Source organism: bacterium (genome assembly GCA_016708315.1).
GTDB lineage: Bacteria > Zixibacteria > MSB-5A5 > CAIYYT01 > CAIYYT01 > JADJGC01.
In genome coordinates, this window is sequence record JADJGC010000002.1 from 432,684 (window position 1) to 457,173 (window position 24,490).

Annotated in this window: 23 protein-coding genes, 2 tRNA genes and 2 rRNA genes; 9 read left to right on the forward strand and 18 right to left on the reverse strand. The window is 49.8% G+C overall.

What is annotated here, in order from left to right:
• Nucleotides 1–196: 196 nt before the first annotated feature.
• The 7 genes from IPH59_02245 to IPH59_02275 form a co-directional block, all read right to left on the reverse strand.
• The gene (locus IPH59_02245; GenBank protein ID MBK7090536.1) at nucleotides 197–502 is read right to left on the reverse strand and encodes a methyltransferase domain-containing protein; all 306 of its coding nucleotides are present in this window, start codon (nucleotides 500–502) and stop codon (nucleotides 197–199) included.
• 330 nt (nucleotides 503–832) lie between these two features.
• A complete protein-coding gene (locus IPH59_02250) occupies nucleotides 833–1,225 on the reverse strand; it encodes a hypothetical protein (protein MBK7090537.1) in 393 nt (130 codons plus the stop codon).
• Nucleotides 1,226–1,516: 291 nt separating this feature from the next.
• Nucleotides 1,517–2,083: a hypothetical protein gene (locus tag IPH59_02255; protein ID MBK7090538.1), complete on the reverse strand. Its 567-nt coding sequence runs from the start codon at nucleotides 2,081–2,083 to the stop codon at nucleotides 1,517–1,519.
• Nucleotides 2,084–2,931: 848 nt separating this feature from the next.
• Nucleotides 2,932–3,048: ribosomal RNA gene (gene rrf, locus IPH59_02260) — 5S ribosomal RNA — on the reverse strand.
• Between the two features lie 256 nt (nucleotides 3,049–3,304).
• A 23S ribosomal RNA gene (locus tag IPH59_02265) occupies nucleotides 3,305–6,327 on the reverse strand.
• A gap of 169 nt (nucleotides 6,328–6,496) precedes the next feature.
• Nucleotides 6,497–6,569: transfer RNA gene (locus IPH59_02270), tRNA-Ala, on the reverse strand.
• A 346-nt stretch (nucleotides 6,570–6,915) separates the two neighbouring features.
• Nucleotides 6,916–8,196 (reverse strand): hypothetical protein, encoded by a 1,281-nt coding sequence (locus IPH59_02275; protein ID MBK7090539.1) that lies wholly within the window; start codon nucleotides 8,194–8,196, stop codon nucleotides 6,916–6,918.
• Nucleotides 8,197–8,529: 333 nt separating this feature from the next.
• Here IPH59_02275 and IPH59_02280 point away from each other — a divergent pair, with 333 nt between their 5' ends.
• Nucleotides 8,530–9,048: a hypothetical protein gene (locus tag IPH59_02280; protein ID MBK7090540.1), complete on the forward strand. Its 519-nt coding sequence runs from the start codon at nucleotides 8,530–8,532 to the stop codon at nucleotides 9,046–9,048.
• Nucleotides 9,049–9,518: 470 nt separating this feature from the next.
• Here the strand turns inward: IPH59_02280 and IPH59_02285 are convergent.
• The 6 genes from IPH59_02285 to IPH59_02310 all read right to left on the reverse strand — a co-directional run bounded on the left by IPH59_02285 (nucleotide 9,519) and on the right by IPH59_02310 (nucleotide 13,840).
• A tRNA-Ile gene (locus IPH59_02285) sits at nucleotides 9,519–9,592 on the reverse strand.
• 294 nt (nucleotides 9,593–9,886) lie between these two features.
• A complete protein-coding gene (locus IPH59_02290) occupies nucleotides 9,887–10,174 on the reverse strand; it encodes a GYD domain-containing protein (GenBank protein MBK7090541.1) in 288 nt (95 codons plus the stop codon).
• A gap of 93 nt (nucleotides 10,175–10,267) precedes the next feature.
• Nucleotides 10,268–10,993 (reverse strand): SDR family NAD(P)-dependent oxidoreductase, encoded by a 726-nt coding sequence (locus tag IPH59_02295; GenBank protein MBK7090542.1) that lies wholly within the window; start codon nucleotides 10,991–10,993, stop codon nucleotides 10,268–10,270.
• Complete coding sequence (locus IPH59_02300) at nucleotides 10,990–11,628, reverse strand: DNA-3-methyladenine glycosylase 2 family protein (GenBank protein MBK7090543.1); 639 nt, start codon at nucleotides 11,626–11,628, stop codon at nucleotides 10,990–10,992. The genes IPH59_02295 and IPH59_02300 overlap by 4 nt, the downstream gene beginning before the upstream one ends.
• Nucleotides 11,629–11,641: 13 nt before the next feature.
• Nucleotides 11,642–12,931, reverse strand: coding sequence for a hypothetical protein (locus tag IPH59_02305; protein MBK7090544.1), 1,290 nt, complete (start codon nucleotides 12,929–12,931; stop codon nucleotides 11,642–11,644).
• A gap of 6 nt (nucleotides 12,932–12,937) precedes the next feature.
• Nucleotides 12,938–13,840 carry a DMT family transporter gene (locus IPH59_02310; GenBank protein ID MBK7090545.1) on the reverse strand — a complete coding sequence of 301 codons (903 nt, stop codon included), beginning with the start codon at nucleotides 13,838–13,840 and terminating at the stop codon, nucleotides 12,938–12,940.
• A gap of 205 nt (nucleotides 13,841–14,045) precedes the next feature.
• Here IPH59_02310 and IPH59_02315 point away from each other — a divergent pair, with 205 nt between their 5' ends.
• Nucleotides 14,046–14,636 carry a DUF899 family protein gene (locus IPH59_02315; GenBank protein ID MBK7090546.1) on the forward strand — a complete coding sequence of 197 codons (591 nt, stop codon included), beginning with the start codon at nucleotides 14,046–14,048 and terminating at the stop codon, nucleotides 14,634–14,636.
• A 7-nt stretch (nucleotides 14,637–14,643) separates the two neighbouring features.
• Here IPH59_02315 and IPH59_02320 read toward each other — a convergent pair whose 3' ends face one another.
• Both IPH59_02320 and IPH59_02325 read right to left on the reverse strand, forming a co-directional pair.
• Nucleotides 14,644–15,540, reverse strand: coding sequence for a hypothetical protein (locus IPH59_02320; GenBank protein MBK7090547.1), 897 nt, complete (start codon nucleotides 15,538–15,540; stop codon nucleotides 14,644–14,646).
• 190 nt (nucleotides 15,541–15,730) lie between these two features.
• Nucleotides 15,731–16,105: a response regulator gene (locus IPH59_02325; protein MBK7090548.1), complete on the reverse strand. Its 375-nt coding sequence runs from the start codon at nucleotides 16,103–16,105 to the stop codon at nucleotides 15,731–15,733.
• A 158-nt stretch (nucleotides 16,106–16,263) separates the two neighbouring features.
• Here IPH59_02325 and IPH59_02330 point away from each other — a divergent pair, with 158 nt between their 5' ends.
• From IPH59_02330 to IPH59_02360, 7 genes are all read left to right on the forward strand, one after another.
• Nucleotides 16,264–17,583: a hypothetical protein gene (locus IPH59_02330; GenBank protein ID MBK7090549.1), complete on the forward strand. Its 1,320-nt coding sequence runs from the start codon at nucleotides 16,264–16,266 to the stop codon at nucleotides 17,581–17,583.
• A 126-nt stretch (nucleotides 17,584–17,709) separates the two neighbouring features.
• On the forward strand, nucleotides 17,710–17,982 hold the full coding sequence (locus tag IPH59_02335) for a hypothetical protein (protein ID MBK7090550.1): 273 nt from the start codon (nucleotides 17,710–17,712) through the stop codon (nucleotides 17,980–17,982).
• Nucleotides 17,979–18,557 carry a hypothetical protein gene (locus tag IPH59_02340; protein ID MBK7090551.1) on the forward strand — a complete coding sequence of 193 codons (579 nt, stop codon included), beginning with the start codon at nucleotides 17,979–17,981 and terminating at the stop codon, nucleotides 18,555–18,557. Before IPH59_02335 ends, IPH59_02340 begins: the two co-directional genes overlap by 4 nt.
• A gap of 8 nt (nucleotides 18,558–18,565) precedes the next feature.
• Nucleotides 18,566–19,501: an ABC transporter ATP-binding protein gene (locus tag IPH59_02345; protein MBK7090552.1), complete on the forward strand. Its 936-nt coding sequence runs from the start codon at nucleotides 18,566–18,568 to the stop codon at nucleotides 19,499–19,501.
• A complete protein-coding gene (locus IPH59_02350; protein MBK7090553.1) occupies nucleotides 19,491–20,270 on the forward strand; it encodes an ABC transporter permease subunit in 780 nt (259 codons plus the stop codon). Before IPH59_02345 ends, IPH59_02350 begins: the two co-directional genes overlap by 11 nt.
• A complete protein-coding gene (locus IPH59_02355) occupies nucleotides 20,270–20,647 on the forward strand; it encodes a CrcB family protein (GenBank protein MBK7090554.1) in 378 nt (125 codons plus the stop codon). Before IPH59_02350 ends, IPH59_02355 begins: the two co-directional genes overlap by 1 nt.
• A 9-nt stretch (nucleotides 20,648–20,656) precedes the next feature.
• A complete protein-coding gene (locus IPH59_02360) occupies nucleotides 20,657–20,998 on the forward strand; it encodes a DUF190 domain-containing protein (GenBank protein ID MBK7090555.1) in 342 nt (113 codons plus the stop codon).
• Nucleotides 20,999–21,037: 39 nt separating this feature from the next.
• Here IPH59_02360 and IPH59_02365 read toward each other — a convergent pair whose 3' ends face one another.
• The 3 genes from IPH59_02365 to IPH59_02375 form a co-directional block, all read right to left on the reverse strand.
• Entirely contained in the window at nucleotides 21,038–21,523 is a 486-nt protein-coding gene (locus tag IPH59_02365) for a hypothetical protein (protein ID MBK7090556.1), read from the reverse strand.
• 121 nt (nucleotides 21,524–21,644) lie between these two features.
• Nucleotides 21,645–22,277 carry a thioredoxin family protein gene (locus IPH59_02370; GenBank protein MBK7090557.1) on the reverse strand — a complete coding sequence of 211 codons (633 nt, stop codon included), beginning with the start codon at nucleotides 22,275–22,277 and terminating at the stop codon, nucleotides 21,645–21,647.
• 68 nt (nucleotides 22,278–22,345) lie between these two features.
• Nucleotides 22,346–24,475, reverse strand: coding sequence for a thioredoxin family protein (locus IPH59_02375; protein ID MBK7090558.1), 2,130 nt, complete (start codon nucleotides 24,473–24,475; stop codon nucleotides 22,346–22,348).
• Nucleotides 24,476–24,490: the final 15 nt, after the last annotated feature.

A 24,490-nucleotide genomic window follows, 5' to 3' on the forward strand; every position in this document is an offset into this window, starting at 1 on the left:
ACGCCTTGCAACGTAGTATGTTGCGACTCGTGCATACGACAACGAACGATGTCCGTGAATCCCGCCGAAGTAAGAATCGCTCTCAAAGCGTCTTCGTCAAAAAGAAACTGATGCCCCCAGTTTCGAAACGCATTATTAACAACAAAAATCGGCTTGTAAGAGTCCTCTCGGGCAATGTAATGATCGACAATCCACTTCAGATAGTTTTGGCCGGCGGGAGTTGGTGGTTTATGGTACAAATCGAACAATACTGAAAGGTCTGGGTCGCAATACGCACAACTCCTCCAGGCCGCAGTACTCGATGACACTCCGTCAGCATGTTGAGCGCGGATTCCCATGGGATATGCTCGATCATGTGCTCGCAAAGAATGTAGTCGAATGATTGAGAGTCAATTGGGAAAGCTTTGGTTGCGTCGAGCCATACTATTTGCTTTGAACCGGGGAGTATATCGCTGCCAATCCATCCGGTGTGGGTGTACGCGCCTGCGCCTAAATGCAACATTCGAACCGGATGTTGACGGCAGTAACGAGTGAAAGCTCTTCTTGTTGATTGTCGTTGGATGAGTACTCGGAGCTTTCTAATGTCGTGAACAAGTCCTACAAGGAGGTTCGATTTTCTTAAAAGATCCTCATGGTCATTTTTCTAACCCGCTGGACTGTTCGGTCGCATCGGGAAACGCGAGGGCGAGGGTGCGGAAGACTTTTTCTGAGATCATGACAATGATAATACGGGAAGCGTTGGGAACGCGCTATCACTTTTGGGGGCCGTGGAGCTAGTAGCTGAACATCGCTGCGGAACATTTGCTGTTCAAGCAACTGTTAGTCGCGCCATCTACGAATCTTTCCGCTTTGGAGTTGCCATGCCAAGTACCCCGGCAAACAGAACATCAAAGGCCATACAGAAGTTGGGCCAATATTCCGGCACACCGGGATTTGAGATTAGACTTCCATGGAAGAGGTCAAAAATACCGTGCCCCGCCAGTGCGGCCATAACGATCCAAAGTGACGATTTGAAGCCCGCTACAGCTGCAGCAATGAAAACCAGGCAAACCGACGATTCTATCATCACGATGCCCGAGGAAGCCCCCATGACTGCAAAGAGCACGTAGTACGAGGCGACAGCAAAAGTAACGACCGGATAAAAGGCTCTGTCGCGATCCATGCCGGCGATAGTCCCCAATGCTCCTACGGCGAGTGCAAGTAACGCTCCGACTAATAGTGGCACAGTTCTACTCGATGATTAAGGGTGATTACGACATTTTTTTCTTCGATACGCTTGTGTGTGATGCGGCAGTATAGTTAGAAACGACGCAGTAACTACTTCAGATTGATCGAGCTCGAAACCCCTGACCGGGGATCGTGTCTATTCAGCGCTTTCGAAAACAGTTGTGATGAGGTCTCTGAATTCCTGGATTTGGTTTGAATCGGTGAAGGCACGCTTGGGGATTACGCTATACATTCTCTTACCGAATGAATGCCTTTGGAGTTTCCAACACATTTGCTGTAGAAATCCCATTTAAGAGTCGAGTCGATAGCGTCTGTATGGTGAAGTGGGCTCTTCTGTGGTCAGTGTCAGGCGATGTTGCTCTTTGAACTTGGGATTCCTATTCCACTCCAGTACTGGAGCAAGAAGATGTTCCGGTAAGACGTTAAACACATCTGCCATACCGATCAGAACCATAAGAACACCCAGAAGTAAATAGCCCGTATAGATCAGGTTAGGGGCAAAGAGCAAAATTAAGATTCCGATGATATATACCCGGACTTCTCCGGCGGCTCCCTTTCCGCAGGTTCTTTTAGCGTGGACTAGATCAAATAGCTTTGGCTTGTATTCGATTATCGGCATTTCGGTTCGTCCCGGAAGTTCTCTTTGTAGATACAACAGTAATTGAAAAAGAATGTCAAGAGCGAAGGATGTGTTAGGTTCTGTTGGATGACGATTGTCAATGGGAGTTATAGGACTCCGCTTCTCGCTGAAGGCGCAGGACAGATCACTGGAGAAACCGAACACCTCGACCAGCTCCTTGCGTTCTGGAAGGATCCCACGGGGAGCCGGGGCGAACAGGGGATCAGGACCGCTCAAGCAGGATATCCGGGAGCAACGGGCTCCTGACCTACTAAGCTTAACTTGCACAAGCCCTCCCGATAAGCAAAGACACGAATAGTAAAGTAGCTGTACAATATCTGCAGGTGTCAGAAACCAAAACAAACCGCTGAAAGCGCAAACTAGTCCAACGACTAAAGTCAAACAGGTCAGTACACTCAAGCCCCAAGAATTTATATTTACGCCGCGGAACGTACGAACCGGGGACCCCCCGTGAAAAAGGTCCCAGCAAGAACGTCAAATGGCCAACCATCCGAATACTGAGAGGATATTATCAGGAAGACAACGCCAGACAGCGGTATTCTAACAAGAGTCAGCCCAGTGGGGATACTCCGGGCAACGAGTATTCGCGGAATAAGTCTTAACTACCATAGGTAAAATGAAAGTCACCGCAGTAGCGACAACTCCCAAGAATACGACTCTGAGTCTTGATTTGGGAGTCGTACTACAGAAGCCCACCGCTAAAATCGACCCAATCGCTGTAGTACCGGGACAATAGCCAGTTACGGCGTAGTCCTCGGACCGATATTTCAAGCGTCAGCTCTCATGACGTAATGCATGAGAACTCACTCTACATGTCCCGACTCTCACAACCGTAGGGCTTCTCTCGTACAATTCATCATCCGGTGTATGCCGTCATTGTCAGCGAGACAGCAAGCAAAACTAGTCCGCATACAATCAGCACAATCCCCACTTTAAAAGCCCAAGTCACTTATTCCTCCCATCAGAATATGAGTCAAGATCAAACTAACTTCTTAAGTTATACTCGGCGATGGACGAGCGAAAACAAAAAACCCCGACTCTTTCGAATCGGGGTTTTGCATTTAACCCGGCAGCGATCTACTCTCCCACTCACTCTCGCAAGCAGTACCATCGACGCTGTGAGGCTTAACTTCTGTGTTCGGAATGGGAACAGGTGTTTCCCTCACGCCATTGCCACCGGAAAATCTGGTGTCTTGTAATCGCGTCAGGCGAAGACGACTGACGCGCACAAGCGTGCAATTTATTAACCAATATCAGAGCTATGCGGAATCTAAAGGCAGGTTACAGAAAAGCTTTTAAGATTCGATAAAAAATTGATCACTGTAGTTTTTCGTTAATCTTGGATTCCCGCTTTCGCGAGAATGACAATCAGGACGAATACATTGATCGAGTCAAGGTGGGGGCGTTTGATGCACGCCCCCGGCGATGACAAATTTTAAGATCAAGTCTCACGGCAAATTAGTATCACTCGACTGAACCCCTCACAGGGCTTACATCTGTGACCTATCAACCTGGTCATCTTCCAGGTGCCTTTAGATCTTTCGATAGGGAAATCTTATCTTGGGGTGGGCTTGGCACTTAGATGCATTCAGCGCTTATCCCTTCCCGACGCAGCTACCCTGCTATGCTACTGGCGTAACAACAGGTGCACCGGCGGTCGGTCCGACCTGGTCCTCTCGTACTAGGGTCAGAGCCCCTCAAATTTCCTTCGCCCGCATCAGATAGAGACCGAACTGTCTCACGACGTTCTAAACCCAGCTCACGTACCACTTTAATCGGCGAACAGCCGAACCCTTGGGACCTTCTCCAGCCCCAGGATGTGATGAGCCGACATCGAGGTGCCAAACCCCCTCGTCGATGTGAACTCTCGGAGGAGATAAGCCTGTTATCCCCGGCGTACCTTTTATCCGTTAAGCGACGGCACTTCCACGCGCAACCGCCGGATCACTAGGACCAACTTTCGTTCCTGCTCGACATGTACGTCTCGCAGTTAAGCCTGCTTATACCCTTGCGCTCTACAGCTGATTACCAAACAGCCTGAGCAGACCTTTGTACGCCTCCGTTACTCTTTGGGAGGCGACCGCCCCAGTCAAACTACCCGCCTGGCAGTGTTCCTCATCCTGTTTCAAGGACCGAGGTTAGACATCCGAAAAAACAAGGGTGGTATTCCAGTGATGGCTCCGCCGAAGCTAGCGCTCCAGTTTCACAGCCTCCCACCTATGCTCTACATGCCCGTCCAAATGACAATGCCAGGTTATAGTAAAGGTGCACGGGGTCTTTTCGTCCCGATGCGGGAAAGCGGCATCTTCACCGCTGCTACAGTTTCACCGAGTCCCACGTTGAGACAGCGCCCAAATAGTTACACCATTCGTGCAGGTCGGAATTTACCCGACAAGGAATTTCGCTACCTTAGGACCGTTATAGTTACGGCCGCCGTTTACTGGGGCTTCGATTGAGAGCTTCGCTATATAAATACAGCTGACCCCTCCTCTTAACCTTCCAGCACCGGGCAGGTGTCAGTCCCTATACGTCGCCTTAGGGCTTAGCAGAGACATGTGTTTTTAGTAAACAGTCACCCAGGCCACTTTACTGTGACTCCATTCAGCTTGAGAGGCGAACTCTCTCACCTACTTAGGAGCACCCCTTCTTCCGAAGTTACGGGGCCATTTTGCCTAGTTCCTTAACGTGGGTTAGCTCGAGCACCTTAGGATATTCTCCTCACCTACCTGTGTCGGATTACGGTACGGACAGATACAACATTAACATAGAGGTTTTTCTCGGCAGTATGATTAGGGGCAGTTGGTTTGTCCGAAGACTCATTCCCCCATCACCTCTCGGTGTTGACCGCACGGATTTACCTGCGCGATCCACCTACAGGCTTGGACCACCATCCATCAGGTGGCTGCCCTTTCACGACTGCGTCACCCCATAGCTCAAACACGTTGCACCTGGTACAGGAATATTGACCTGTTTTCCATCGCTTACGCCTCTCGGCCTGGGCTTAGGTTCCGACTAACCCTGAGCGGATTAACCTTCCTCAGGAAACCTTAGGTTTACGGTGTACAGGTTTCTCGCCTGTATTATCGCTACTCGTTCTAGCATAATCTCTTCTGCTTCGTCCAGCACCTCTTACCGAGATACCTTCGACCTACAACAGAATGCTCCCCTACCAAATCACGCTTGCGCGTGAAGTCCGCGGCTTCGGTACAATGCTTAGTCCCGTTTATTATCGGCGCAGAATCACTAGACTAGTGAGCTATTACGCACTCTTTAAATGAATGGCTGCTTCTAAGCCAACATCCTAGCTGTTTCAGTAATTCCACATCCTTTATCACTTAGCATTGTTTAGGGACCTTAGCCGGCGGTCTGGGGTGTTTCCCTTTCGCCTACGAAGCTTATCCCTCGCAGACTATCTCCTGTGAAACATGTAGACGGCATTCGGAGTTTGATTCGGGTCGGTAGGCTTGTAGGCCCCCTAACCAATTCAGTGCTCTACCTCCGTCACACTATTACACAAGGCTAGCCCTAAAGCTATTTCGGGGAGAACCAGCTATCTCCAGTTTTGATTGGCCTTTCACCCCTATGTACAGCTCATCCCCCGCCTTTTCAACAGCGGTGGGTTCGGACCTCCAGACCGTGTTACCGGTCTTTCATCCTGGCCATACATAGATCAACTGGCTTCGGGTCTACCCCCGGCTACTTAACGCTCGTTTAAAACTCGCTTTCGCTACGGCTCCGGCAGTGTTTGCCTTAACCTTGCAACCGAGGAGTAACTCGCTAGATCATTATTCAATAGGCACGCGGTCAGTCTATGTACTCCGAAGAGCACACTTTCCTCCCACAGCTTGTAAGCATACGGTTTCAGGTACTATTTCACTCCGCGTCAGCGGTTCTTTTCACCTTTCCCTCACGGTACTGGTTCACTATCGGTCACGAAGTAGTGTTTAGTCTTACCAAGTGGTCTTGGCAGATTCACCCAGAATTTCTCGTGTTCCGGGTTACTTGGGTATCAATTCGAAAGAGCCGCTTGATTTTCACCTACGGGACTATCACCCTCTATGGTTTGACGTTCCAGAATTATTCGGTTAACCAAACGGTTTTTGACTCTTCGACCTATGGGTACTTCGGTCAGAACTGAACCCGCAACACCGACGACACAACGCGCACCCGCTTTAACATGTCAATCGGTTTAGACTCTTTCCCTTTCGCTCGCCGCTACTTGGGAAATCACGGTTGTTTTCTCTTCCTGGGGGTACTTAGATGTTTCAGTTCCCCCCGTTCGCCTTGCATAGCTATGAATTTACTATGCAATAGACAGGTATTACCCTGCTGGGTTGCCCCATTCGGAAATCCCCGACTCAAAGGATGTTTGCTCCTAATCGAGGCTTATCGCAGCTTACCACGTCCTTCATCGCCTCTCCGTGCCAAGGCATCCACCGTATGCTCTTAGTAACTTGATCGAAATCCTAAAAGCTCGATTTCTGTAGCCATGCGTTTTAGATTCCGCATTGGCTCTGATATTTGGTTGTCAAAGATCGTGACTCTCCCGCCGAAGCAAGAGACTTGGCTTGTCACTTCCCCGCGCTGCGGGGATAATTTATCTACAGGCTAATGTAGCCTTTATCGTCTTGGAGATGATCGGGATCGAACCGACGACCTACGGCTTGCAAAGCCGCCGCTCTCCCAACTGAGCTACATCCCCTCGTAATCAAAGATCGTGTCTTGATTCTGCCGCGCCCCCGCAAGTTCGCGCCTTCTGAATTTATACAGTGTCAACGCTTTTAACGTTGGACAGATTCAAGTTAGCTGCTGAAGCTTTCAGGCTTCATTTTGTCGGCGACCTCCGAAAAAAAATCGCTCCGAGCTTCCCGGAGTCGATGTTAATCGAGCGCCTTCAAACAGCGACGCCCAATATATGCATGAGCTTACCGATGTCAATAGCAATTTCGGAAATTTGTGAAGATTTTTTGAGATAAGAGTTAGAATATTGCTAACTCGTTATCAGGCAATCACATTTGACTGGGAATATTATTCCAGTCGTTTGTCGATCACAATCCCACGCCCCCCAAATCTGTTCTTAGCCGTTCAGCGCAGTTTCTGTCGACAACTGACATCATCTCGATAAGTTGTTCAATGGAAACGACTTTGCCTGAAAACTCGGAGTAAAGTTTCCTGGCAAATGCGGTCATGCCCACTGCTCCAATACAATCAGCGAACTGATGAAAGAGCCAAGGCCCTTTGGAATAGATGATGATTCCCTTTTCGCGACTATCTGGACGCACAATATCGATGATTGGAGTATCTAACTCATTGCCGGCGATTTTGCGGTAAGCCGCGAGATTATCGTTGATTTTGGCCGAAAATGCTGCCGAATCCAGAAAGCGACCCTCATAGAGCAAGCGCAAGTAGTGGGAGAATGACAGCGACATGAACCAGAAACCCCGGCCGGAAAAGTCGCAGAAAACACCCGCGCCAAACCACTGCGAGGCAATAGTTAAAGTAAGTGATTCTCGTTGACCTGCTGCAATCGCATTCATTGTGGGAGAGCCGATCATGAGGATTCCCGTACCGATGTTGGTGCCTTCGAAACTTGGGACCTCAAGAATTGTCAGCTTTTTGTGGTGGTATTCTCCGAGCAAGTCTTGATAGAACTCGAATGCGGTGGTGGCCTCGTCGAGTATTGCCTGCGCTGCCGAGTCAGTTATGCTGAAATAGTTCAGGGTAATTTCGTGCTTTGCCACTGCCCTGCTGCAACTGCGATAATAATGTTTCTTGGCAACTATAAGCGGGATTTTGTAGACGGGGATTTTCGACATGAACTCGTGCATCACAAGTGGCGACACGCCATGCGTGGACTTGTCTCCGATAGAGAAGACTTCGAGATCGGGATTACAGACTACGTTTACAATTGCCGTCGTTAGGCCCTGAGGTAAGACTGGATACCAACGGTTGCCTCGATCCAACATAATGAGGGAATCATCAACCCGTTGTGGAATTGCCAATTCGAACGACAACACCCTGGGGCGTGCAAATGCCGGCGTCGTCGGCTGCGCGACGACGATAGTATCACCCGAAGTTCGTTCAAAGTGAGCTGTGATGGAGTCGTCTTCCGTACGAAAGAACATTGCTTGGATTTCGGCGTTCGGATTCAAGAGCAATGTAAACTGCCCGCTTGAATCGGGTTCCATAAATACAATGGTGCCGAATACGGTTAAGGAGTCACGCGAGTTATGGGTGCCCACCGTAAGGGTTGTAATCGTTTCTGAAGCGAAGCAGCCAAGGGGAATCAAAACTGCAAGCAGCAAAGCAGCGAAAGGTGTTTTTCGCATAAATGCCTCCATTCAAATATTGCTGTATTGATGGATAAGTATGTCGATGACGGAGTGGTCGTCAAGTTAATTCGCGAATCGGCGCGAAGCAGGCAGGTCCCTGTCTCCTTGCTCAGACAAGTCGAAGTCTCCGAAATTGCAGCTTTGCCACGAACAAAAAAAACGAGAACAAACATCTACTTTATGGAACCACGCTCCCAACTTGGCGGTAAATACCAGTAAGAAATTGAGCTGACCAGATGCGCATCAGAATGCTCACCAAGAACCTTATCGAACGATCATCCACTAAATAACTGGATGACCAGAACAACAACATCAGCAAGGAGAGATCCGATGAAGAAGATCTTCACAATCTCGGCACCAGTATGGGTGCTTGCATTAGCGATGACGTTGGTAGTCTGGGGTAGCGTGATGGCGGGTGGAGATACGCCAACGATGGGGGCAAGCGAGAAACTTCCAGCAGACTCTGCTAAAATTGCGGCCAAGAAAGGCATCCTCGACGGCAAAGTCTATGTCGGTGAAATTGGCGCACAAGGCGTGGCCACGGGCACTGAAGAGACAATCAAGTTTATTGCCGGCATGTTTTATTCCTCCCACTGTGAGAAGATGGGTTTTCGAATGGCGGCATATACGACCACTTCGGAAGGCGATTTGACCCGATTCAAAGCCACGTTGGAAGACGAGGCCAAGAATCTACACGAATGGGAAGGAACAATTCGAGGCGACGTTCTTGACGCTACAGTCAAGATGACTTCGGAGAAGCAGCCAACCACAACGATGTGGGCAAAGGCTACACTTGAGAAGACGCCGGTCAGATCCAGCGTTGTTCCCGGTGAGACTCCATCGAAGTAAAGCCGACTCGCGACGATTTGATTCGAAAACCTGGAATACTCCAGATCAATCCATCTGGCGCGCCTCGCTAAGACGCCGTCCCGCAAGTCGGGACGGCGCACGAAACTAAGCCCGAGACAGTGCAAAACGTCTCGGGTTTCTTTTTGTGTGCGAGAATCCTGAAGCGTTGGAAGCTGAGGCGCCTATCAGATGCGCGTTCGGCCGCGATCATCTGGCCTTAGTTGAGATGAAAGTGAAAGCAAGATGGGATCGCACGTTCCGTCGACCGCGGGGTGTGGCGCAGCCCGAGTGTGGGAAAGACAGGCTGGGGCCCTTCGGTCGACTAGCCGACCTCAAAGATGAATGGGAACAATAAATGGGCTCGGGCACCTACGGTCGAACTTGGCGACCTCAGAATCGGTGGGAAGAATAAATGGGCTCGGGCACCTACGGTCGAACTTGCCGACCTCAAAATCGGTGGGAACAATAAATGGGCTCGGGCAGAATCGAACTGCCGACCTCGCGCTTATCAGGCGCGCGCTCTAACCATCTGAGCTACGAGCCCTCAGATGAGAAGGGCAAAGTATAAATTGTGCGGGTAAAGTCAATTGTTTTTTGGTTGTCAGCATATGCGCAAGAAATCCCTGCGAAAACTGGAATTTTTGCGTAAGCGGTTAAACAAACAGCCACGAATAACGTCTGAGATATCGTAGAGGAAATCTTGCAGATCATTTCCGTTCTGCTCCTTGAGTCTATGCAGCTGCGAGACTTTTTCTACCCTGATTACCCCCTATGCGGGTTTGGTCATAATCCCTCCACTCACCCAACAGGCCTCGGCCTCAAGCCGGGGCCTAGTTATTTAGAGTGCTTTGAGGAATTCGTCCCAAGGAGTCGCCAGAAGGGTTTCTGTTGTCGAACGGCCAAGAGCGCGAATAATCATGACAGCCTTTTCGATTTGCTGCGGATCGTCTGATTCGACGATATCAACGACATCATAGCTTCCCATGCAGCCGTAGCTTTGCACCCAGGTAGCTTTGGGGCATTCCTTGCGGAGCTTCTCCCTCACCAACGTCGCGATACCTTTCAGTCCATCCGGCGTTTCAAAGGCGTGCGGACCGAGTTTACTCAGGATAATGTAAGTTGCCATTTTGGATTCTCCCATCGTGGTTAAGAACAGTCAATTTTGGAGAATTATATAAGCTACGAGTATTCATCGCAAGCAGGATAGCGAATTCGGGAATCAGCTCTGCATCGTCAATCGCGAATATAGGCGGAATGGCAGGATGCGCATTATCCAGCCAAGATAGCGCCAACGACGAGAAACATAAGCAATGCGTTTCTTTTTGAGGATGGAGCGATATATCTGGTCGGCAACTTTTTCCGGTGAAGCGACCCAGAACATATCGGTTCGACCTTGTGTCATCTCAGTCGCCACGAACCCGGGGCAGATATCGGTAACGTGGATGCCTTTCGGCTTCAGGTTAGCGTAAAGCCCGGCAAGGTACTTCACCTCGAATGCTTTTGAGGAGTTGTATGCTAAGGTGCGAGCATTTGCCCAGAAAGCGGCGACGGACGATACGCCGACAATGTGGCCTCTTCCCTGCTTCTTGAAGTATGCTGCCGCCCAATCGACGGTGGCTACGAAGGCTGCGACGTTGACTTCGATGGTTTCCAATTCAGGCTCGAGGTGCAAGGCAGGATTTCGTCGATCGACGCCAGCGTTTGCAATTATCAAGTCGAGCCCACCGAGTTCGATAACGAGGCCGTTTAAGAGCTCTTCAACACGATCATAGTCGCGCAAGTCGAATGGTCGGATTATGAAATGCCCCGGCGCCTGCCGACAGAGTTCTTCGAGCCGTTCCGTGCGACGTCCGATGATGCCGACGACGTAGTCCTCTCTTGCCAGTTTCAGCGCCAGCGCCCGACCGATACCGGACGTTGCTCCGGTGACAATTGCTTTCTTCATTGTTTGGGTCGAGATTCCATCATCCGGTTTTTGTATGCCCAAAGGTACCACGATGCGATTGAGCAGTAAGGTGACCATCGGGATTGGAGCACTTCCCAGTCGAGTTCTTCCGCTGAGTGACCATACAATAGGCAAATTCCGTTCAGGAGTCCCTGGTCTTTTGTTGGAAGCACATTGGTTCGGTTCATAACGAAGATCAAATACATGTCTGCACTCCAGACGCCGAGACCCTTTACGGACGTGAGAGCGTCGCGAACCTGGTCATCGGTCATTCGCGGGAAATTGCGAAATGAAATCGCGCCGCCAGTGACTTTATCGCAAAGATCACGCAAGTAAGCGATCTTTGGTCGTGAAACTCCTGCCGATCGAAGTTGAGCGTCGGTCAACTTGGCTACCGACGGTGGAGTCAACTTGTTAATGCCAGCGAGGCTTTTGATTCGACCAAAGATTGTGCCGGCGGCTTTGAGCGACAGTTGTTGATAGATGATTGTTCGCGCCAGAGTATTGAACCCGCCTTCTCCCTTCTCGAGCTTGCAGGGACCGATGAGTTTTATCGCACGAGCAAGGATCGGGTCAACGCGCTTTAGGTGCTTAACTGCTGGCGTCCAGACTGTATGATTTGAAGTAGTTGTCAATTCGTTTCACCTGTTAGGGATCAAGGAGCGGGTCATATTCTTCGAGACTATTGAGAATATCCGGAATGCCGTCAGTCAAGCCACCGGCTGTGTAGAGCTTACCGTTGATTACTCCGGCTGCGTGGTCGTGACGAGGATACTTCATGCGGCTACGGGTCAGCCAGGTGTCGCTGTTGATGTCGTACACTTCGACGCTAGAGAAAAAGATGTGAGGGCCGATTGCGTTCATTCCGCCGGTGATATAAATCTTGTCTCCGATCAACGAAGCACGGTGGTCGCGACGTGCGGTTGGCATTGGAGCGCGAGTTGAGAATGTTCCCAGGGACGGGTCGTAGACCGTAACGTCTGTCAGCCAAAAATTATCCGGATGGGACCCGCCGATCAGATAGAAAAGTCCGTTGTGAACTGTCACAGACATGCCGTCGCGTGGTTTTGGAAGCGTGCCGATTTGCTGCCACTCGTTCGCAGTGATTTCGTAACTATAGATCGCGCCATCGGATTGGTAGCCTCCGAATGTGAAGATATTGTCGCCATGCACGCCAGCACCGAAACGAGATCTACCTGTTGGCATTGGTTCCAACTGATCCCATTGATCTGAAAGCGGGTCGTAGGAATTCACGATGGATATCTTCTGACCAAGAGCTTCGCCACCGAGGACGTAGATTCTGCCTTGATAGTCAACGGCGCTGGCGTATGCTCGGCGAACCGGCATGAAGTCTATTTGATGCCAAGTGTCGGTAGATTGATCATAGGCCTGACACAGATCCAATACGCCGTGGTACGATAGTCCGCCCATCACATAGAGCCGATTCCCCGTCACTGCGGAAGCGGGTCCCAGTCGTGAGGTAGGCATAGGTTGAAGGTCGCGCCAACCAAGTTCAAATGAACCCACCGCAAAGCTGCTGATGTTGCTTGACGCGCTGCTCAGACCATCTGGGTCTGTGGCCGTCACCTTCCAGAAGTATGTCACTCCTTGGCTCAACGACGAGATTGTGTGGCTCTTGCCGGGCAATTCGGAAGCCGCTAGTTTTGTCGGAGGATTTGAAGTATCAACGAAGAGATCGAAGGTCAGTGAATCACCATCCGGATCGCTTGCTTCCCAGTCAAGCTGCACACTCGTCGGAGCGGCAGCAGTTCCATCAAGAGGCTGGGTGAGTAATGGTGTCGAAGGAGCTCGATTGTCGGATGTGTCGTTTGACTTGTCTGAACAGGCGAGCTGGCTTACAAAGAGTGCCAACGACCCAAATGACAGAAATGCAAGAATGCGGTTGCGGGTCATGTACATGTGACGAAAACTTCTCATTGATGTTTAAGCCTGTCTCGGTTCAATCTTCGCTTCACCGGTCCAAGTGCCAAGGTATATGGCAAAGATTGCGATGATTGCACCAGCAAATTCGATTGCCAGTGTCGGTCGCTGAAAGAAGACAATGTCCCAAATAAACGACAATGTCGGCTGAAGCAAGAGCATCAGACTTACTCGAGCGGCAGAAATGTGTTTGATGCTTCGAGTTATCAAAACCCAGCCTAAAACCTGGCCACAAATTCCATACAAGATCAGCCACAAGATACTCGGAGTGTCAGGAATGACAAAACTCTCTTGTGCAATAATGGCCACAATGGCAGAGCAGAATGCCGTGCTCAAGGTAGAGACAGTTATGTTGGCAAATGGTGCGGGAGCGTTGGACAATGATTGTAATCTTCGGAGAGTCAATACGAACGATGCATAGAAAATTGCCGTTATGAGCCCATACATCACACCAGCTTGATAGTCAATACTCATCTTGTTCCACTGCGTGCCGACAAGCAGGAAGAGCCCAAGAAGAGCCAATGGAATTGCAATGAAAACTCGGATACCGGGACGCTCTCTGAGGAACCCGATTGCGAATGCGGTCACGAAAAAGACCTGAAAACTCGCTAGTATGGTGGCAAGCCCTGGTCCAACGGCATTGATGCTGCGGTGCCAAAACGCCAAATCACCTGCAAACAAGACGCCGCACAAGACGGCAAGAGAAAATGGCTTCCAGCCGTACCAGAGTTTGGTGCGAGTGATGAGCGTGATCAACAGGAGCAGCACACCACCAAAAAACATTCGGTAAAATGCTGCTGCCGAGGGACCGACATCGGCGAGTTTGACAAACACAGCTGAGAAGCTGATAAGGACCACTCCGGAAAGCAATTCAAGCGAGCTATGATCTTCGCGCGACTTCAGCACTTTACCAAACCTGTTGACAGTGTGAGCAAATCATGGGGAACGAATATGCGCGTTCTAAACTGCAGAAACAATCGATTTAAGCGTTGAGTACCATATGAATATCGGTTGCCCCTTCAGAGGCGCAGTGCTATTTTGTGCCAATCCGGACCAATCTTTTCATACGAACAGAATTTGAATTTACGATAAGAACAAAGGACAAGTCGCTATGGCAAAGAAGACAGTCAAGCAACAAGAGCGCGAGATCGAGCAGCTGGAAAAGCAGATTCTAAAGGACAAACAAAAGCTCGCGAAAATGCGCAGGATAATGGAGCCGCTTGAGGTTGAAGACTTCACGTTCCAAACCGGCGGTGGTAAGAAAGTGAAGTTGTCTCAGATGTTTGGCAAGCGGGATGAACTCGTACTGGTACATAATATGGGCGTGAGATGTGCGTACTGCACGATGTGGGCGGACGGATTCAACGGGATGCGTGAGCATCTGTCTGACAGGGCCGGCTTTGTCGTTGTATCACCGGATGAACCGAAGGTTATGGCAGAGTTTGCCAAGGGACGCGGCTGGAGGTTTCCAATCTATTCACATCACGCAACGACTTTTGGGAAGGCGTTGGGGTTTGAGTCACCCGACGGCGGCGCATGGCCGGGGGTATCTACCCTATTTCGCAATCCCAATGGCAAGATCTATCGTGTGGCCAAGGCATTCTTTGGGCCAGGCGACGATTTCTGCCCGCCGTGGCACTTCTTCGAGTTACTGCCAAGGGGTGTCAATGGTTGGGGACCAAAATACAGCTACAAGAAATAGTGCCCGATTACGGACACGCGGCGCAGGGAGCTGTTCCACCGGCAAAGATGAAATTGATCAGGTAGACGGCATCCGATATCGTAACCATCCCACTGCAATCGACGTCAGCAGCATTGATCGGGTTAGGCGGAATGCCGCTTGAAAAGATGTACGCGATAATCAGGACGGCGTCGGAGATACTGATTGTGCTGCTGCCATCGGCATCGCCACAAATGTAGTAATTCGTCGCGATATCATTGTGGAAATCGATGCTGAAAAGCACCCTGTCGGCCGCTGCGAGACAGCTGTCGGGGGCTCCAACATTTGGAATACGGCTGCTTTCGGGATAATTCAGTGAGTCAGGTTCATTCCAAAGGACAGAACCATTTGGATTGAAGACGCGATTCAGCACAATGAGGGTATCGCCGCGCGTATTTGAAACAGCATTATCGCCGCAAGTTAGCCAAAAGAATGAAAATTCCTCCTGAGCGGATTCAGATATCCAATTCGGTGCAACAAAAAACGAGTATTTAGCGATCGAACCCTTGGGAAAAAGATCGGCGGAGTCGGGATGGACAGGTCCGTTGTTGATGTCGGCTATCGTGAATATGTTTACGGAATTGGAAGCGCTGTTGTGCGATGATGTGAAATACTCCCAATTGTTCAATCCGGTGTCCTGGACAACGCCCAAATATGAGAAGAGACTATCGTTGTAACGAATCGTGAAGTCAATGCCTCCTAATTGCCGCGCTGACTGGACGAAAATCGAGACATCAATGATAGAGCCTGCTAACACGCCACGAGGTGCGCGGAGCTTGGCAGAGATTGGCTGGGAAGCAGATATTGCCGGAAATGCAAGTGCGGCAACTGAAAAAACAAAGATGATCTGGAGGATTCGGCGCTTCATGCTAAGACCTTTCGTCATGAGGTCATTCAGCCGGTCGAGAACAATCGATCCGGATTTTCTAGTTTGGTCGTTAGCAGATTTGCGTTTAGCAGGACCTCTTTCGCGTGGTTATTTAGTCCGTAAGAGTATACGCGATTTCGGCAAAAAGGCAAATACATTCTTGAGCCGATTTGAGTAGGGGCGCATTAGATGGGCCAAGCGCCATGGATTAGAGCTTCAGAGACAGCTCAGTAAGCATCTGCTCGAGATGCTGGAGCTTGACAGGTTTAGGCAGGTAGTAGTCGATGCCATCGGCAACGACCATCTTTTGAGTATGACGCGAATCAAAAGTTGACATGATCACGACTTTGGTGTCCGGGCTACATTGGCGAATGCGCTTGAGAAGGCTGACGCCGTCAACCTTGGGCATTCTCGAATCAGCAATTACGAGTTTATAGTTCTTCTCGCCGATTTTGGAGAAGGCCTGTTCCGGGTTGTTGGTGCTCTCGGTTGCCACGTTCAAGTGGTCAAACATCTGCACCAGAATTTTGCCAGTATCGCCGAAGTCATCGACGATGAGTACTTTGGAATCCTGTTTAGCCATAACTTATTTTTGTCCTCCCTACTTATACTTATCGGTCATGGCATTACCTGACATTAAACGAAAGTCGCGAAAATTACTCTCGTCTCAACACAAAATTGCTTTATAATCGACTCTCGAACTGGATGTTGCGATCTCATAAAAATGGATAGATTCTATTGATGTTTCAGAATGTTACTACAAAAGCCCGCTTGCTCGAATTTCTAATCTTATCAATGGTAATCGCTCTTTTCGCCATTGGAGAGTGCGCTGCACAATCAAGCGAATCAGAATTTCTGGACACGACAGGGCTCAGTTCGCTAACGATACGCAATGTCGCATTCACAGGTAAATTCAAATTGCGGCGCTACATACTCTATCGAGAAATCGACTCCAAGCATGGACAATTGTTCGACCTTGAATTGCTGGAACGAGATCGTCGCAAGGTGGATGGATTTGGTATCTTTTCGAAAGTCGACACCTATTTACTGCCTGATGGCGACTCAATTGACATAGAATTCGATTTGCGCGAAGTTTGGACCTTGCTGCCGCTTCTGTCACTTGGGAGAACCGATGGCAAGCTTGATTGGTCGGTAGGTGTTCATGAGAAGAATCTTCTCGGATTCTATCTTCAAACGGTAGTGCTGTACCGAAGATTCGAGGGAAAGAATTCAGGACACATTGCGGCAACATTTCCGCGCTTCCTTGGAAAAGATATAGCAGTAGGATTTGCGGTAGCCGAACAACGAGAGATCGATCCACTGCAATTTCACGGCGTGCGTTATGACTACGATTACCTTCGCAAAGCAATTTCCGGTTCTCTGGGTCATAGACTGAGTGAGAACGTATATGTGCAAGGTTATGGCGGGTACGATCGCGAGAACTGGCAGTTGGCTGCGCCAGACACACTTGGGCTAGCGACGAAGGCCATTGACTATCCTCGCTATTCAATCGGGACGGGAGTAACGTTGGGTCGGGTCTATTTTGATCGATATTTTTATGACGGAAATGATGCGTCTTTCGATGTTACCGGGATCAACGAGCTCAATGAAGGAAGTTTCAACAAGTGGCGAATATCGCTAACCGGCAGAAAGTATATAATCAGCGGACCAGTGAACTTCGCCATGCGGGTGAGGCTTCAGACGTCATCGGCTGATGAGCGGGTTCAGCCTTATGCGATCTCTGGAGAAAGCAATGTACGCGGAACACCAGAAAAGGTAGAACGTGGTGATCAAGTGCTTCTCGGGAATTTTGAGACACGGTGGCGGACTCTGGATACGCGCGTATTCTACGGCCAGCTCGCAGCTTTTGTAGACTACGGTAGCATCTGGGGGCGAGGTCGTGAATTCAGTGACGCGATTGCGGATCCCTACTATAGTGTCGGTGTTGGAATTCGCGGATCAATAAAGCAATTCTTGGGCAGGGTCGGTCGATTAGATGTTGCCTTGAATCCACGGGATGGCTCGTTCTCGTTATATTTGTCAACCTCTCAATTCTTTTAACGTACTCGCAGCAATCTCCCGAAGCGATGCCCCGCCTGAATTCAATTGCCGATCACATTGAATTTTTGAATCTTTTTACAAGTCAAGCATGTCTAATTTTTGATCTGGTGGAAGAAGGCAGTTGATATGGACAAGTTTTACAAGATCATGGGATTCGTTATACCGATAGTCGCGATTGGCATAGCATATATGATAGTTGCGAATTTCGATCTTCGAAGCGTTACAACCGAAAATGACTTCATTACAGCCATGCTCCATTCGGAGTCAGTCTATCAAATTTCCGAAAAGGGGAAGATCGTTCTCGGAACGGCAATTTCAGCACTTGGATTTTGTTTTGGAATTCTATCCTTCGATATTGGAATTGTGTTGTCGCGGTTGAAGAAGATGGGCATTCGATGAGTGTTCTTAGAAAGATTCCGATTCCCTTCTTCGCGGTCGTATCGCTTGTTCTCGGAATCGGATTAGCAATCTGGCAGTATGATCTTGTAATAAATCGGAGCAAGCCGACTTCCAAAACGCGTTCGGCGGTTGATTTGCAATTTCGAATGAACGATGGCCGCACGGTGGTGGTGCCCGAAGATACGAGTCAATATAGTGTCGTCATGTTCTGGGGCGCGTCGTCTGAGCGCAGTATGGCGATGATCAGCGAGGTTGTTGAAGCAAGTCAGAACACAGAACTGGATTCACTTTTTGATTTCTACATAGTCAACATAGAAAACTCGCCAGATGAGATTCGACAGTCGGTTGCGTTCGACAATTCAGAATTGCCTTTCGGATACAATCCGACCGGCGACTATTTTGATGACTCGCCGATTCAGACTTTGCCAGTGACAATCATCTTCTCCCCTGCTGGCGCAGTGTTCGCCGGGCTGGAGGGATACTCACCCGGCGCTTTGCAAGAGAAGTTGTACAGTACGGCCGCCGCGATGAAGTATGTCGGTTCATCTGGCGAATTTAAATTCAGAATAGAGTAAGAGCAAACATGACTGCAGCTATTCGATTCGATAATACGAGCAAGACCTACCGCGAGCGAGGTAATCGCAAGGATGCGCTGAAGGGGATTTCTTTCGAGGTGCCGGAAGGCGAGATATTCGGATTCCTGGGACCTAACGGCGCCGGCAAGACAACGGCAATGCACATCCTGCTTGATTTCATTCAGTCAAACAGCGGTCGCGCAGAGATATTCGGAGTCGATTCGAGGGATCCTCGGTCACGTGAGAAGATTGGATTCCTGCCCGAGATTTTCAATTTCGATGGTTTCTTGAAAGGCGAGGAGTTCTTGCGGTTGTTTTCGCGGTTGGGTGGTGCTGATCAAGCCAAGGTCCCGGCGCGGATTTCTGAATTGTTGGAGTTCTTGGAAATGCCGACTGCCGGCACAGTCAAGATTCGCAATTACTCAAAAGGCATGACGCAGAAGATTGGACTTGCCCAGGCCCTAATAGCCGATCCACAGCTTCTCATTTTGGATGAGCCGACATCAGGTATGGATCCAATTGCCAAAGCGCGAGTTAAGCAGCTGTTGCAAAAGCTTCGGTCGCAGGGCAAGACCGTATTTCTTTCGACCCACATTCTATCAGACATCGAAGACATTGCAGACCGAGTGGCGATTATCAACGAAGGCGAACTTATCGCTGTTGAGAAGCTTGGCGTGCTGCTGAACTCAGAGCAGGCGGCATTCCGGATTGTCTTCTTGTCCCCAAACACTGAGTTGATCGCTTCCCTGCAAGCGCGAGTGGAAGTCACTGTCGAAAATGAGACAGCTTCGGTGTTGTGTCAGAATCGTGAAGATAAGAATTTCGCACTGGAAACCATACTTCAAAATGGCGGAGACATTATCAGTGTAAAGCAAGTCGGAGCAAGCTTGTTAAATCGCTTCTTGAAGCTTGTGAAGCACGAGGAGTTGAGCGATGATAAATGACCTTGCGATGCACAGACTGAGCAAGCTGCGTTCTTCAAAGATCATCTGGGTGTTTGTCGGAGCTTGTATATTCCTGGCAGCGCCGACGATTTTGCCGGTAATTTTCGTGAACGACATGGCGCCGGGCAGTGTCGGAATTGAAAGTGCGGCGGCACCGTTCTTCAAATTGGTAAGTTTTATGGGGCATATTGCAGCGCTTATTCTTGGTATCACGACATGGAGAATTGACTATCGCGACGGGACTCTGTTGCCGTTTGCAGCGCGGCCGATTGCGCGTATCGAGTTGTTGGTAGGAAAAATTCTGGGATCGCTGTATGGGCTACTGATTTACTTGTTCATCGCAATTGCACTTTATGCCGTTTTGCATTTGATTTTTTTCCGATTTAGCATTCCGGGGGTCGCGCCATTGTACTTGTTACAGATGTTGATGTCGTGGACTTCGACCTTTGGACTTGGGTTACTGTTTTCGAACTTCGGAAATCCATTGTTGGCGACATTCTTGGCAGCGCTGTATTGGTTCTTCAGTATGATGGGTTTTATTTTTCAGCAGTTGCCTTTCCGTACGGTGCAGATTATTGGGGATGTCCTCAGATTCATGTCGATCGATAACTACCGGACATATTCAATGGACGCGATACTCAAGTCTGATTTGTCAGATGTCACTCCGATATTCTCAGGAATTGGCTACTACTTTGCGTGGACACTATTCTTGGTTTGCCTTTCAATCGTTTTATTCAACAAAAGAGAATTCATCGGCAAGAGATCGTAATGGTGACGAAGCTCGTTCTGATCGCTGTATTCGGCGCCGCCGGTGCCCTAGCGAGATTCGGGCTGGGTGGCTTGGTGTCGCGGCTGTACGGCGGCAGCTTCCCCGCCGGGACGTTTGCAGTCAATTTCATTGGTTGCTTCTTGTTCGGCTTCGTTTGGCCACTTGCTGAGGAGCGACTTCTTATCAGCAGTGAATTGCGCACGATAATACTGGTTGGATTCATGGGTTCGTTCACAACATTCTCGACGCTGATCTTCGAGTCCGGAGAGCTAATGCGAGATTCGGAATGGACTCTGGCAATAGTCAATATCGGCGGACAGATATTGCTGGGCATGATAGGACTGATTGCCGGCATGGCAGTTGGCCGATCGCTTTAGGAGGACAGAATGAAACTCTCGGGAGAGGCCGAATTACTGCGCGTGTTTGTCGGCGAAAGCGATCGACACAATGGGCGACCGGTCTATGAGGTGATCGTCGAGATGGCGCGCGCTGAAGGTCTTGCGGGCGCAACTGTATTGCGCGGGACGCTGGGCTTTGGCGCCAACAGCAGAATTCACACTGCAAAGGTGCTGCGTCTGTCCGAAGACCTACCGATGGTAGTCGAGATCGTCGACTCGGCCGAAAAGATTGCGCCGTTCGTCAAGCTGCTCGACGCGATCATCTCCGAAGGACTCATTACTCTTGAAAAAGTACGAGTCCTTGCGTATCGGCAGAATCAAAGCAGTTAACTGCTAATATCGTATCGCCTCGACTCTCCAGCCGAAATGCTACTTACTTCCGAAGCACCAGCCCAAGGTAAACTTGAAGTCGTTATAGTCTGCCAAGCCAATCTTGAATTCCAGAAACATAAATCCCGACTGGGACGAAAGACGCTTCTGGATTCCACCCTGGACAGTCAGGCCGAGTTCGCTGTTGCTGCCGCCATGGTCGGATGAAACGAAGACCGGGCCGACGCCGCCGCCGATGTATGGATTCCAAGAACCCCAGTCCTCGCGAAAGCGATAGCCAATAGCGAACATTGGTGCGACAATTGTGAGGTCATCTCCGACGCCAACTTCGATCGACGGAAAGATCATTAGGCGCGTTGCGAGATCGCCAAGATCCAAATGGCCGCCGAAGTGAATCTGGTCGGGATCAATAGAGACGCCGACGCGCGGTCCTGCACCGTGCAACCCAAATGTACGAGCTGCAGCAGACAGTGAGCTCACTCCAATGAGGAGTGAAACCAAAAGCAGGATTATGTACTTTTTCATCTCTCTCTCCTTGAAAAATGTTTCAATGTCTAGAAACTGTTAGCTAAAGGTCCGGCAAGTCGTCAGACTTTTGGTCGGACAGACTTGCCGGATAATCGTCGAGTAATGTCAGCCGGTGAAACTAGTACTTTACAGAACAACCATATGGGGTCGAGGACTTGGTTCCAACAGGCTTTCCAGCAATGAGTGCGTCAAGTGCGGACGATACGTAGTTGGTCGAGGATGCGATATCAGAGGCTTTGGTTGACGGCGTATCATCGATTGCACCGGCGTAGCGAAGTACACCCTTCTGGTCAATTACGAACATGTGCGGCGTCGTTTTCGCACCATACAGCTTTCCAACTGAACCTGATTCATCAATCAAATAGGCACTTGGAGTCGACTTCTCAGTCTCCATGCGTTTCTTCAAGTCGGCAGTCGGAAAGTGTCCTTGCTTACCCGGAGCGGATGAGCAGATAGAAAGCCATACGGCGTCTTTCTTGGTGAAACCGCTCTGTAAGCCCTGCATGTTTCCAGATGAGTAGTGCTTCTTTACGAAGGGGCAATCATAGTTGACCCACTCAAGCACAACATACTTGCCCTTATAGTCGGAAAGTTTATGCTCTTTGCCGTTCACGTCCTTGAGAGCAAAATCTGGAGCAGGTTGATCGATTGCTACTGATGCAATTGCGGTTTCCTTGGCAGCTTCCTGCGAAAAAGCCAATGCTCCGATGCCAATGAGCAGCATGGCACTAATGATGAATGTTTTCGTCATCTTGTTCATGTTGTCGTCCCTTTCCTTTCCCACAATTGTCGATGACACTCGATGTGTGGGCTCTTGAGTTATCCTTCGAGTTTGTTCAAAGCTTCTATAACAATGCCGGGAGTCAACAGCTCCGGCAATACTATTGGCGATTGACCAGTTTTGCCAGTATACAACACATAAAGCGGAACGCTGTTCCGACCAAACTCCGCCAACGCTTTGGTAATTCTCTCATCGCGGGATGTCCAGTCAGCCTTCATAGTCACTACAGAGAGTGAACTAAGTTTGCCCTGAACATCGAGTGAACCAAACGCGACCCGTTCGTTTACTTTGCAGCTGAGGCACCAAGCGGCTGTGAAGTCAATTAGGAGCGGACGTCCCTGGCCGTTTAGTTCCGTTACACGCTCAGGCGAAAACGGCTCCCACGTGAGTCCGTCGGCTTGCGTCATACCTGAGGCAACACTGTCTGCCGGAGTGACGTTAAATGATGCAAGCGATACCGAAGCAAGCGCCAGCGCCACCGCGGCCGTGATGGCCGTCACGCGTTTGCCTTGTTCGACAGCATATCCTCCCCATCGTCCTAATATCCAAGCGCAGAGTCCGAGGACAAGTAATGTCGCGAGCAAAAGAAGGATTGAATCGGAACCTGCCTGTATTGATAGCACCCAAACTAACCACACAACTGTCGCCATCAGCAAAAATCCCATGACGTGCTTGAGGGTTTCCATCCAACGACCCGGTTTCGGGACAAATCTGAGCAACCATGGTGTACTGGTTAGAATGACATATGGAGCCGACATTCCGAGACCAAGCGCGGTGAAAATAGCCAATGAAATCAATGCCGGTTGGGTCAGCGAATATCCGAGAGCGCTGCCCATAAACGGCGCCGTGCATGGCGTTGCAACGACTGTGGCAGTTACACCGGCAATAAATGAACCGAGCAAACCTGAACGTCTTGAATTTCCACCAATACCGGTAAGTGAAGTGCCGACTTCAAAAACGCCCAATAGATTTAACGCCATCAAGAACATGAACGATGACAGGATGATGATGAAGGCTGGCGATTGTAACTGAAATCCCCAGCCAAGTTGTTCCCCTCCGGCACGGAGCAGCAAGAGTCCAGCAGCGAGAATCCAGAAGGAAACCAATACGCCAAGAGTAAAGACTGCATTGTGCTGGAGAATTTGTTTGCGCCCTTCCCCTGCTTGCTGGACGAAACTGAGCACTTTGATGGAAAGCACCGGAAGTACGCAAGGCATCAGGTTGAGAATTAAACCGCCGACAAAGGCAAAGAGAATCGCTTGCCACCAAGTGATCTCGACTGCCGCAAAGGCAATCGGTGTAGGAGAAGAAAGCATTGTGGCTGGTGCGGAGAACTTGAGTCCGGTGCGTGTACCTTCGTTCGCCCACTGATTTTCGGCAACCAGCAATCCGGAGATCTCTGTGAGGGTGTCAGTATTCATTGAATTGAGCGGAATCGTCAATTCAAAGCCTCGTTCTTTCTTTGCGAGTACCTGAGCAGCAGAATTGTCGATGATTCCCTTTTTCGTCGGGAAGAAGAATAAATCACTGGGAATCGTACTGGACCGCTCGGATTTAGAAGTGAAAATCAACTGCAGATTGGTCTTCGAAGCCGAAGCAGTGACGCTCCAGTTCGTATCTTCAACTGCTTGCTTTGTTCGGACTAAACGGAATTGTTCATCCCAGGCAGTAGCCTCCGCCAATCCGTTCTCGACAATTGGCACCATGAGCGACAGCACAGCATCACCGGGGATACATTCGACTTTGCAGACCAGCCAGTCGACTTCAGCATTGAAAGAGAACAGGCTGTCAGGTATGAAATCGCTTGGGATTACGATGTCGGAAAGCAAGAGAAGCTCTTTATCATAGCCAAAACTCACCAATGGACCTGCCGGTATTCGCTTGGGAACCGGAAACTGTAGCGGTGATGCGACAAAGCCGGGTGGCAAATTCCACTTAACACGCGGAGCAAGGCCGGCATCGCCTGGGTTTGTCCAATAGACGTGCCACTCATCTTCGAGTTGAATTTTCAGTCCGACCGTGACAGTGTCACCGGGGCGAGCAGCGGATTGATCCGAGACCAGTTCGATGGAAACATGGTCACGATGGACAGGTTCGGCCCGCAATAGTGCTGCAGAAACCAAGACCATCGCAAAAGCAATGCAACTATACCACATGCGCTTTTTCATACTGTAAAGGTGTAC

Coding starts and splice junctions, on each gene's coding strand:
- IPH59_02275 (MBK7090539.1), bottom strand. CDS start 8,196: ATGCGAAAAACACCTTTCGCTGCTTTGCTGCTTGCAGTTTTGATTCCC.
- IPH59_02245 (MBK7090536.1), bottom strand. CDS start 502: ATGTTGCATTTAGGCGCAGGCGCGTACACCCACACCGGATGGATTGGC.
- IPH59_02340 (MBK7090551.1), top strand. CDS start 17,979: ATGAGTGTTCTTAGAAAGATTCCGATTCCCTTCTTCGCGGTCGTATCG.
- IPH59_02320 (MBK7090547.1), bottom strand. CDS start 15,540: ATGACGAAAGGTCTTAGCATGAAGCGCCGAATCCTCCAGATCATCTTT.
- IPH59_02315 (MBK7090546.1), top strand. CDS start 14,046: ATGGCAAAGAAGACAGTCAAGCAACAAGAGCGCGAGATCGAGCAGCTG.
- IPH59_02360 (MBK7090555.1), top strand. CDS start 20,657: ATGAAACTCTCGGGAGAGGCCGAATTACTGCGCGTGTTTGTCGGCGAA.
- IPH59_02370 (MBK7090557.1), bottom strand. CDS start 22,277: ATGACGAAAACATTCATCATTAGTGCCATGCTGCTCATTGGCATCGGA.
- IPH59_02330 (MBK7090549.1), top strand. CDS start 16,264: ATGTTTCAGAATGTTACTACAAAAGCCCGCTTGCTCGAATTTCTAATC.
- IPH59_02335 (MBK7090550.1), top strand. CDS start 17,710: ATGGACAAGTTTTACAAGATCATGGGATTCGTTATACCGATAGTCGCG.
- IPH59_02290 (MBK7090541.1), bottom strand. CDS start 10,174: ATGGCAACTTACATTATCCTGAGTAAACTCGGTCCGCACGCCTTTGAA.
- IPH59_02305 (MBK7090544.1), bottom strand. CDS start 12,931: ATGAGAAGTTTTCGTCACATGTACATGACCCGCAACCGCATTCTTGCA.
- IPH59_02350 (MBK7090553.1), top strand. CDS start 19,491: ATGATAAATGACCTTGCGATGCACAGACTGAGCAAGCTGCGTTCTTCA.
- IPH59_02365 (MBK7090556.1), bottom strand. CDS start 21,523: ATGAAAAAGTACATAATCCTGCTTTTGGTTTCACTCCTCATTGGAGTG.
- IPH59_02355 (MBK7090554.1), top strand. CDS start 20,270: ATGGTGACGAAGCTCGTTCTGATCGCTGTATTCGGCGCCGCCGGTGCC.
- IPH59_02375 (MBK7090558.1), bottom strand. CDS start 24,475: ATGAAAAAGCGCATGTGGTATAGTTGCATTGCTTTTGCGATGGTCTTG.
- IPH59_02345 (MBK7090552.1), top strand. CDS start 18,566: ATGACTGCAGCTATTCGATTCGATAATACGAGCAAGACCTACCGCGAG.
- IPH59_02295 (MBK7090542.1), bottom strand. CDS start 10,993: ATGAAGAAAGCAATTGTCACCGGAGCAACGTCCGGTATCGGTCGGGCG.
- IPH59_02280 (MBK7090540.1), top strand. CDS start 8,530: ATGAAGAAGATCTTCACAATCTCGGCACCAGTATGGGTGCTTGCATTA.
- IPH59_02325 (MBK7090548.1), bottom strand. CDS start 16,105: ATGGCTAAACAGGATTCCAAAGTACTCATCGTCGATGACTTCGGCGAT.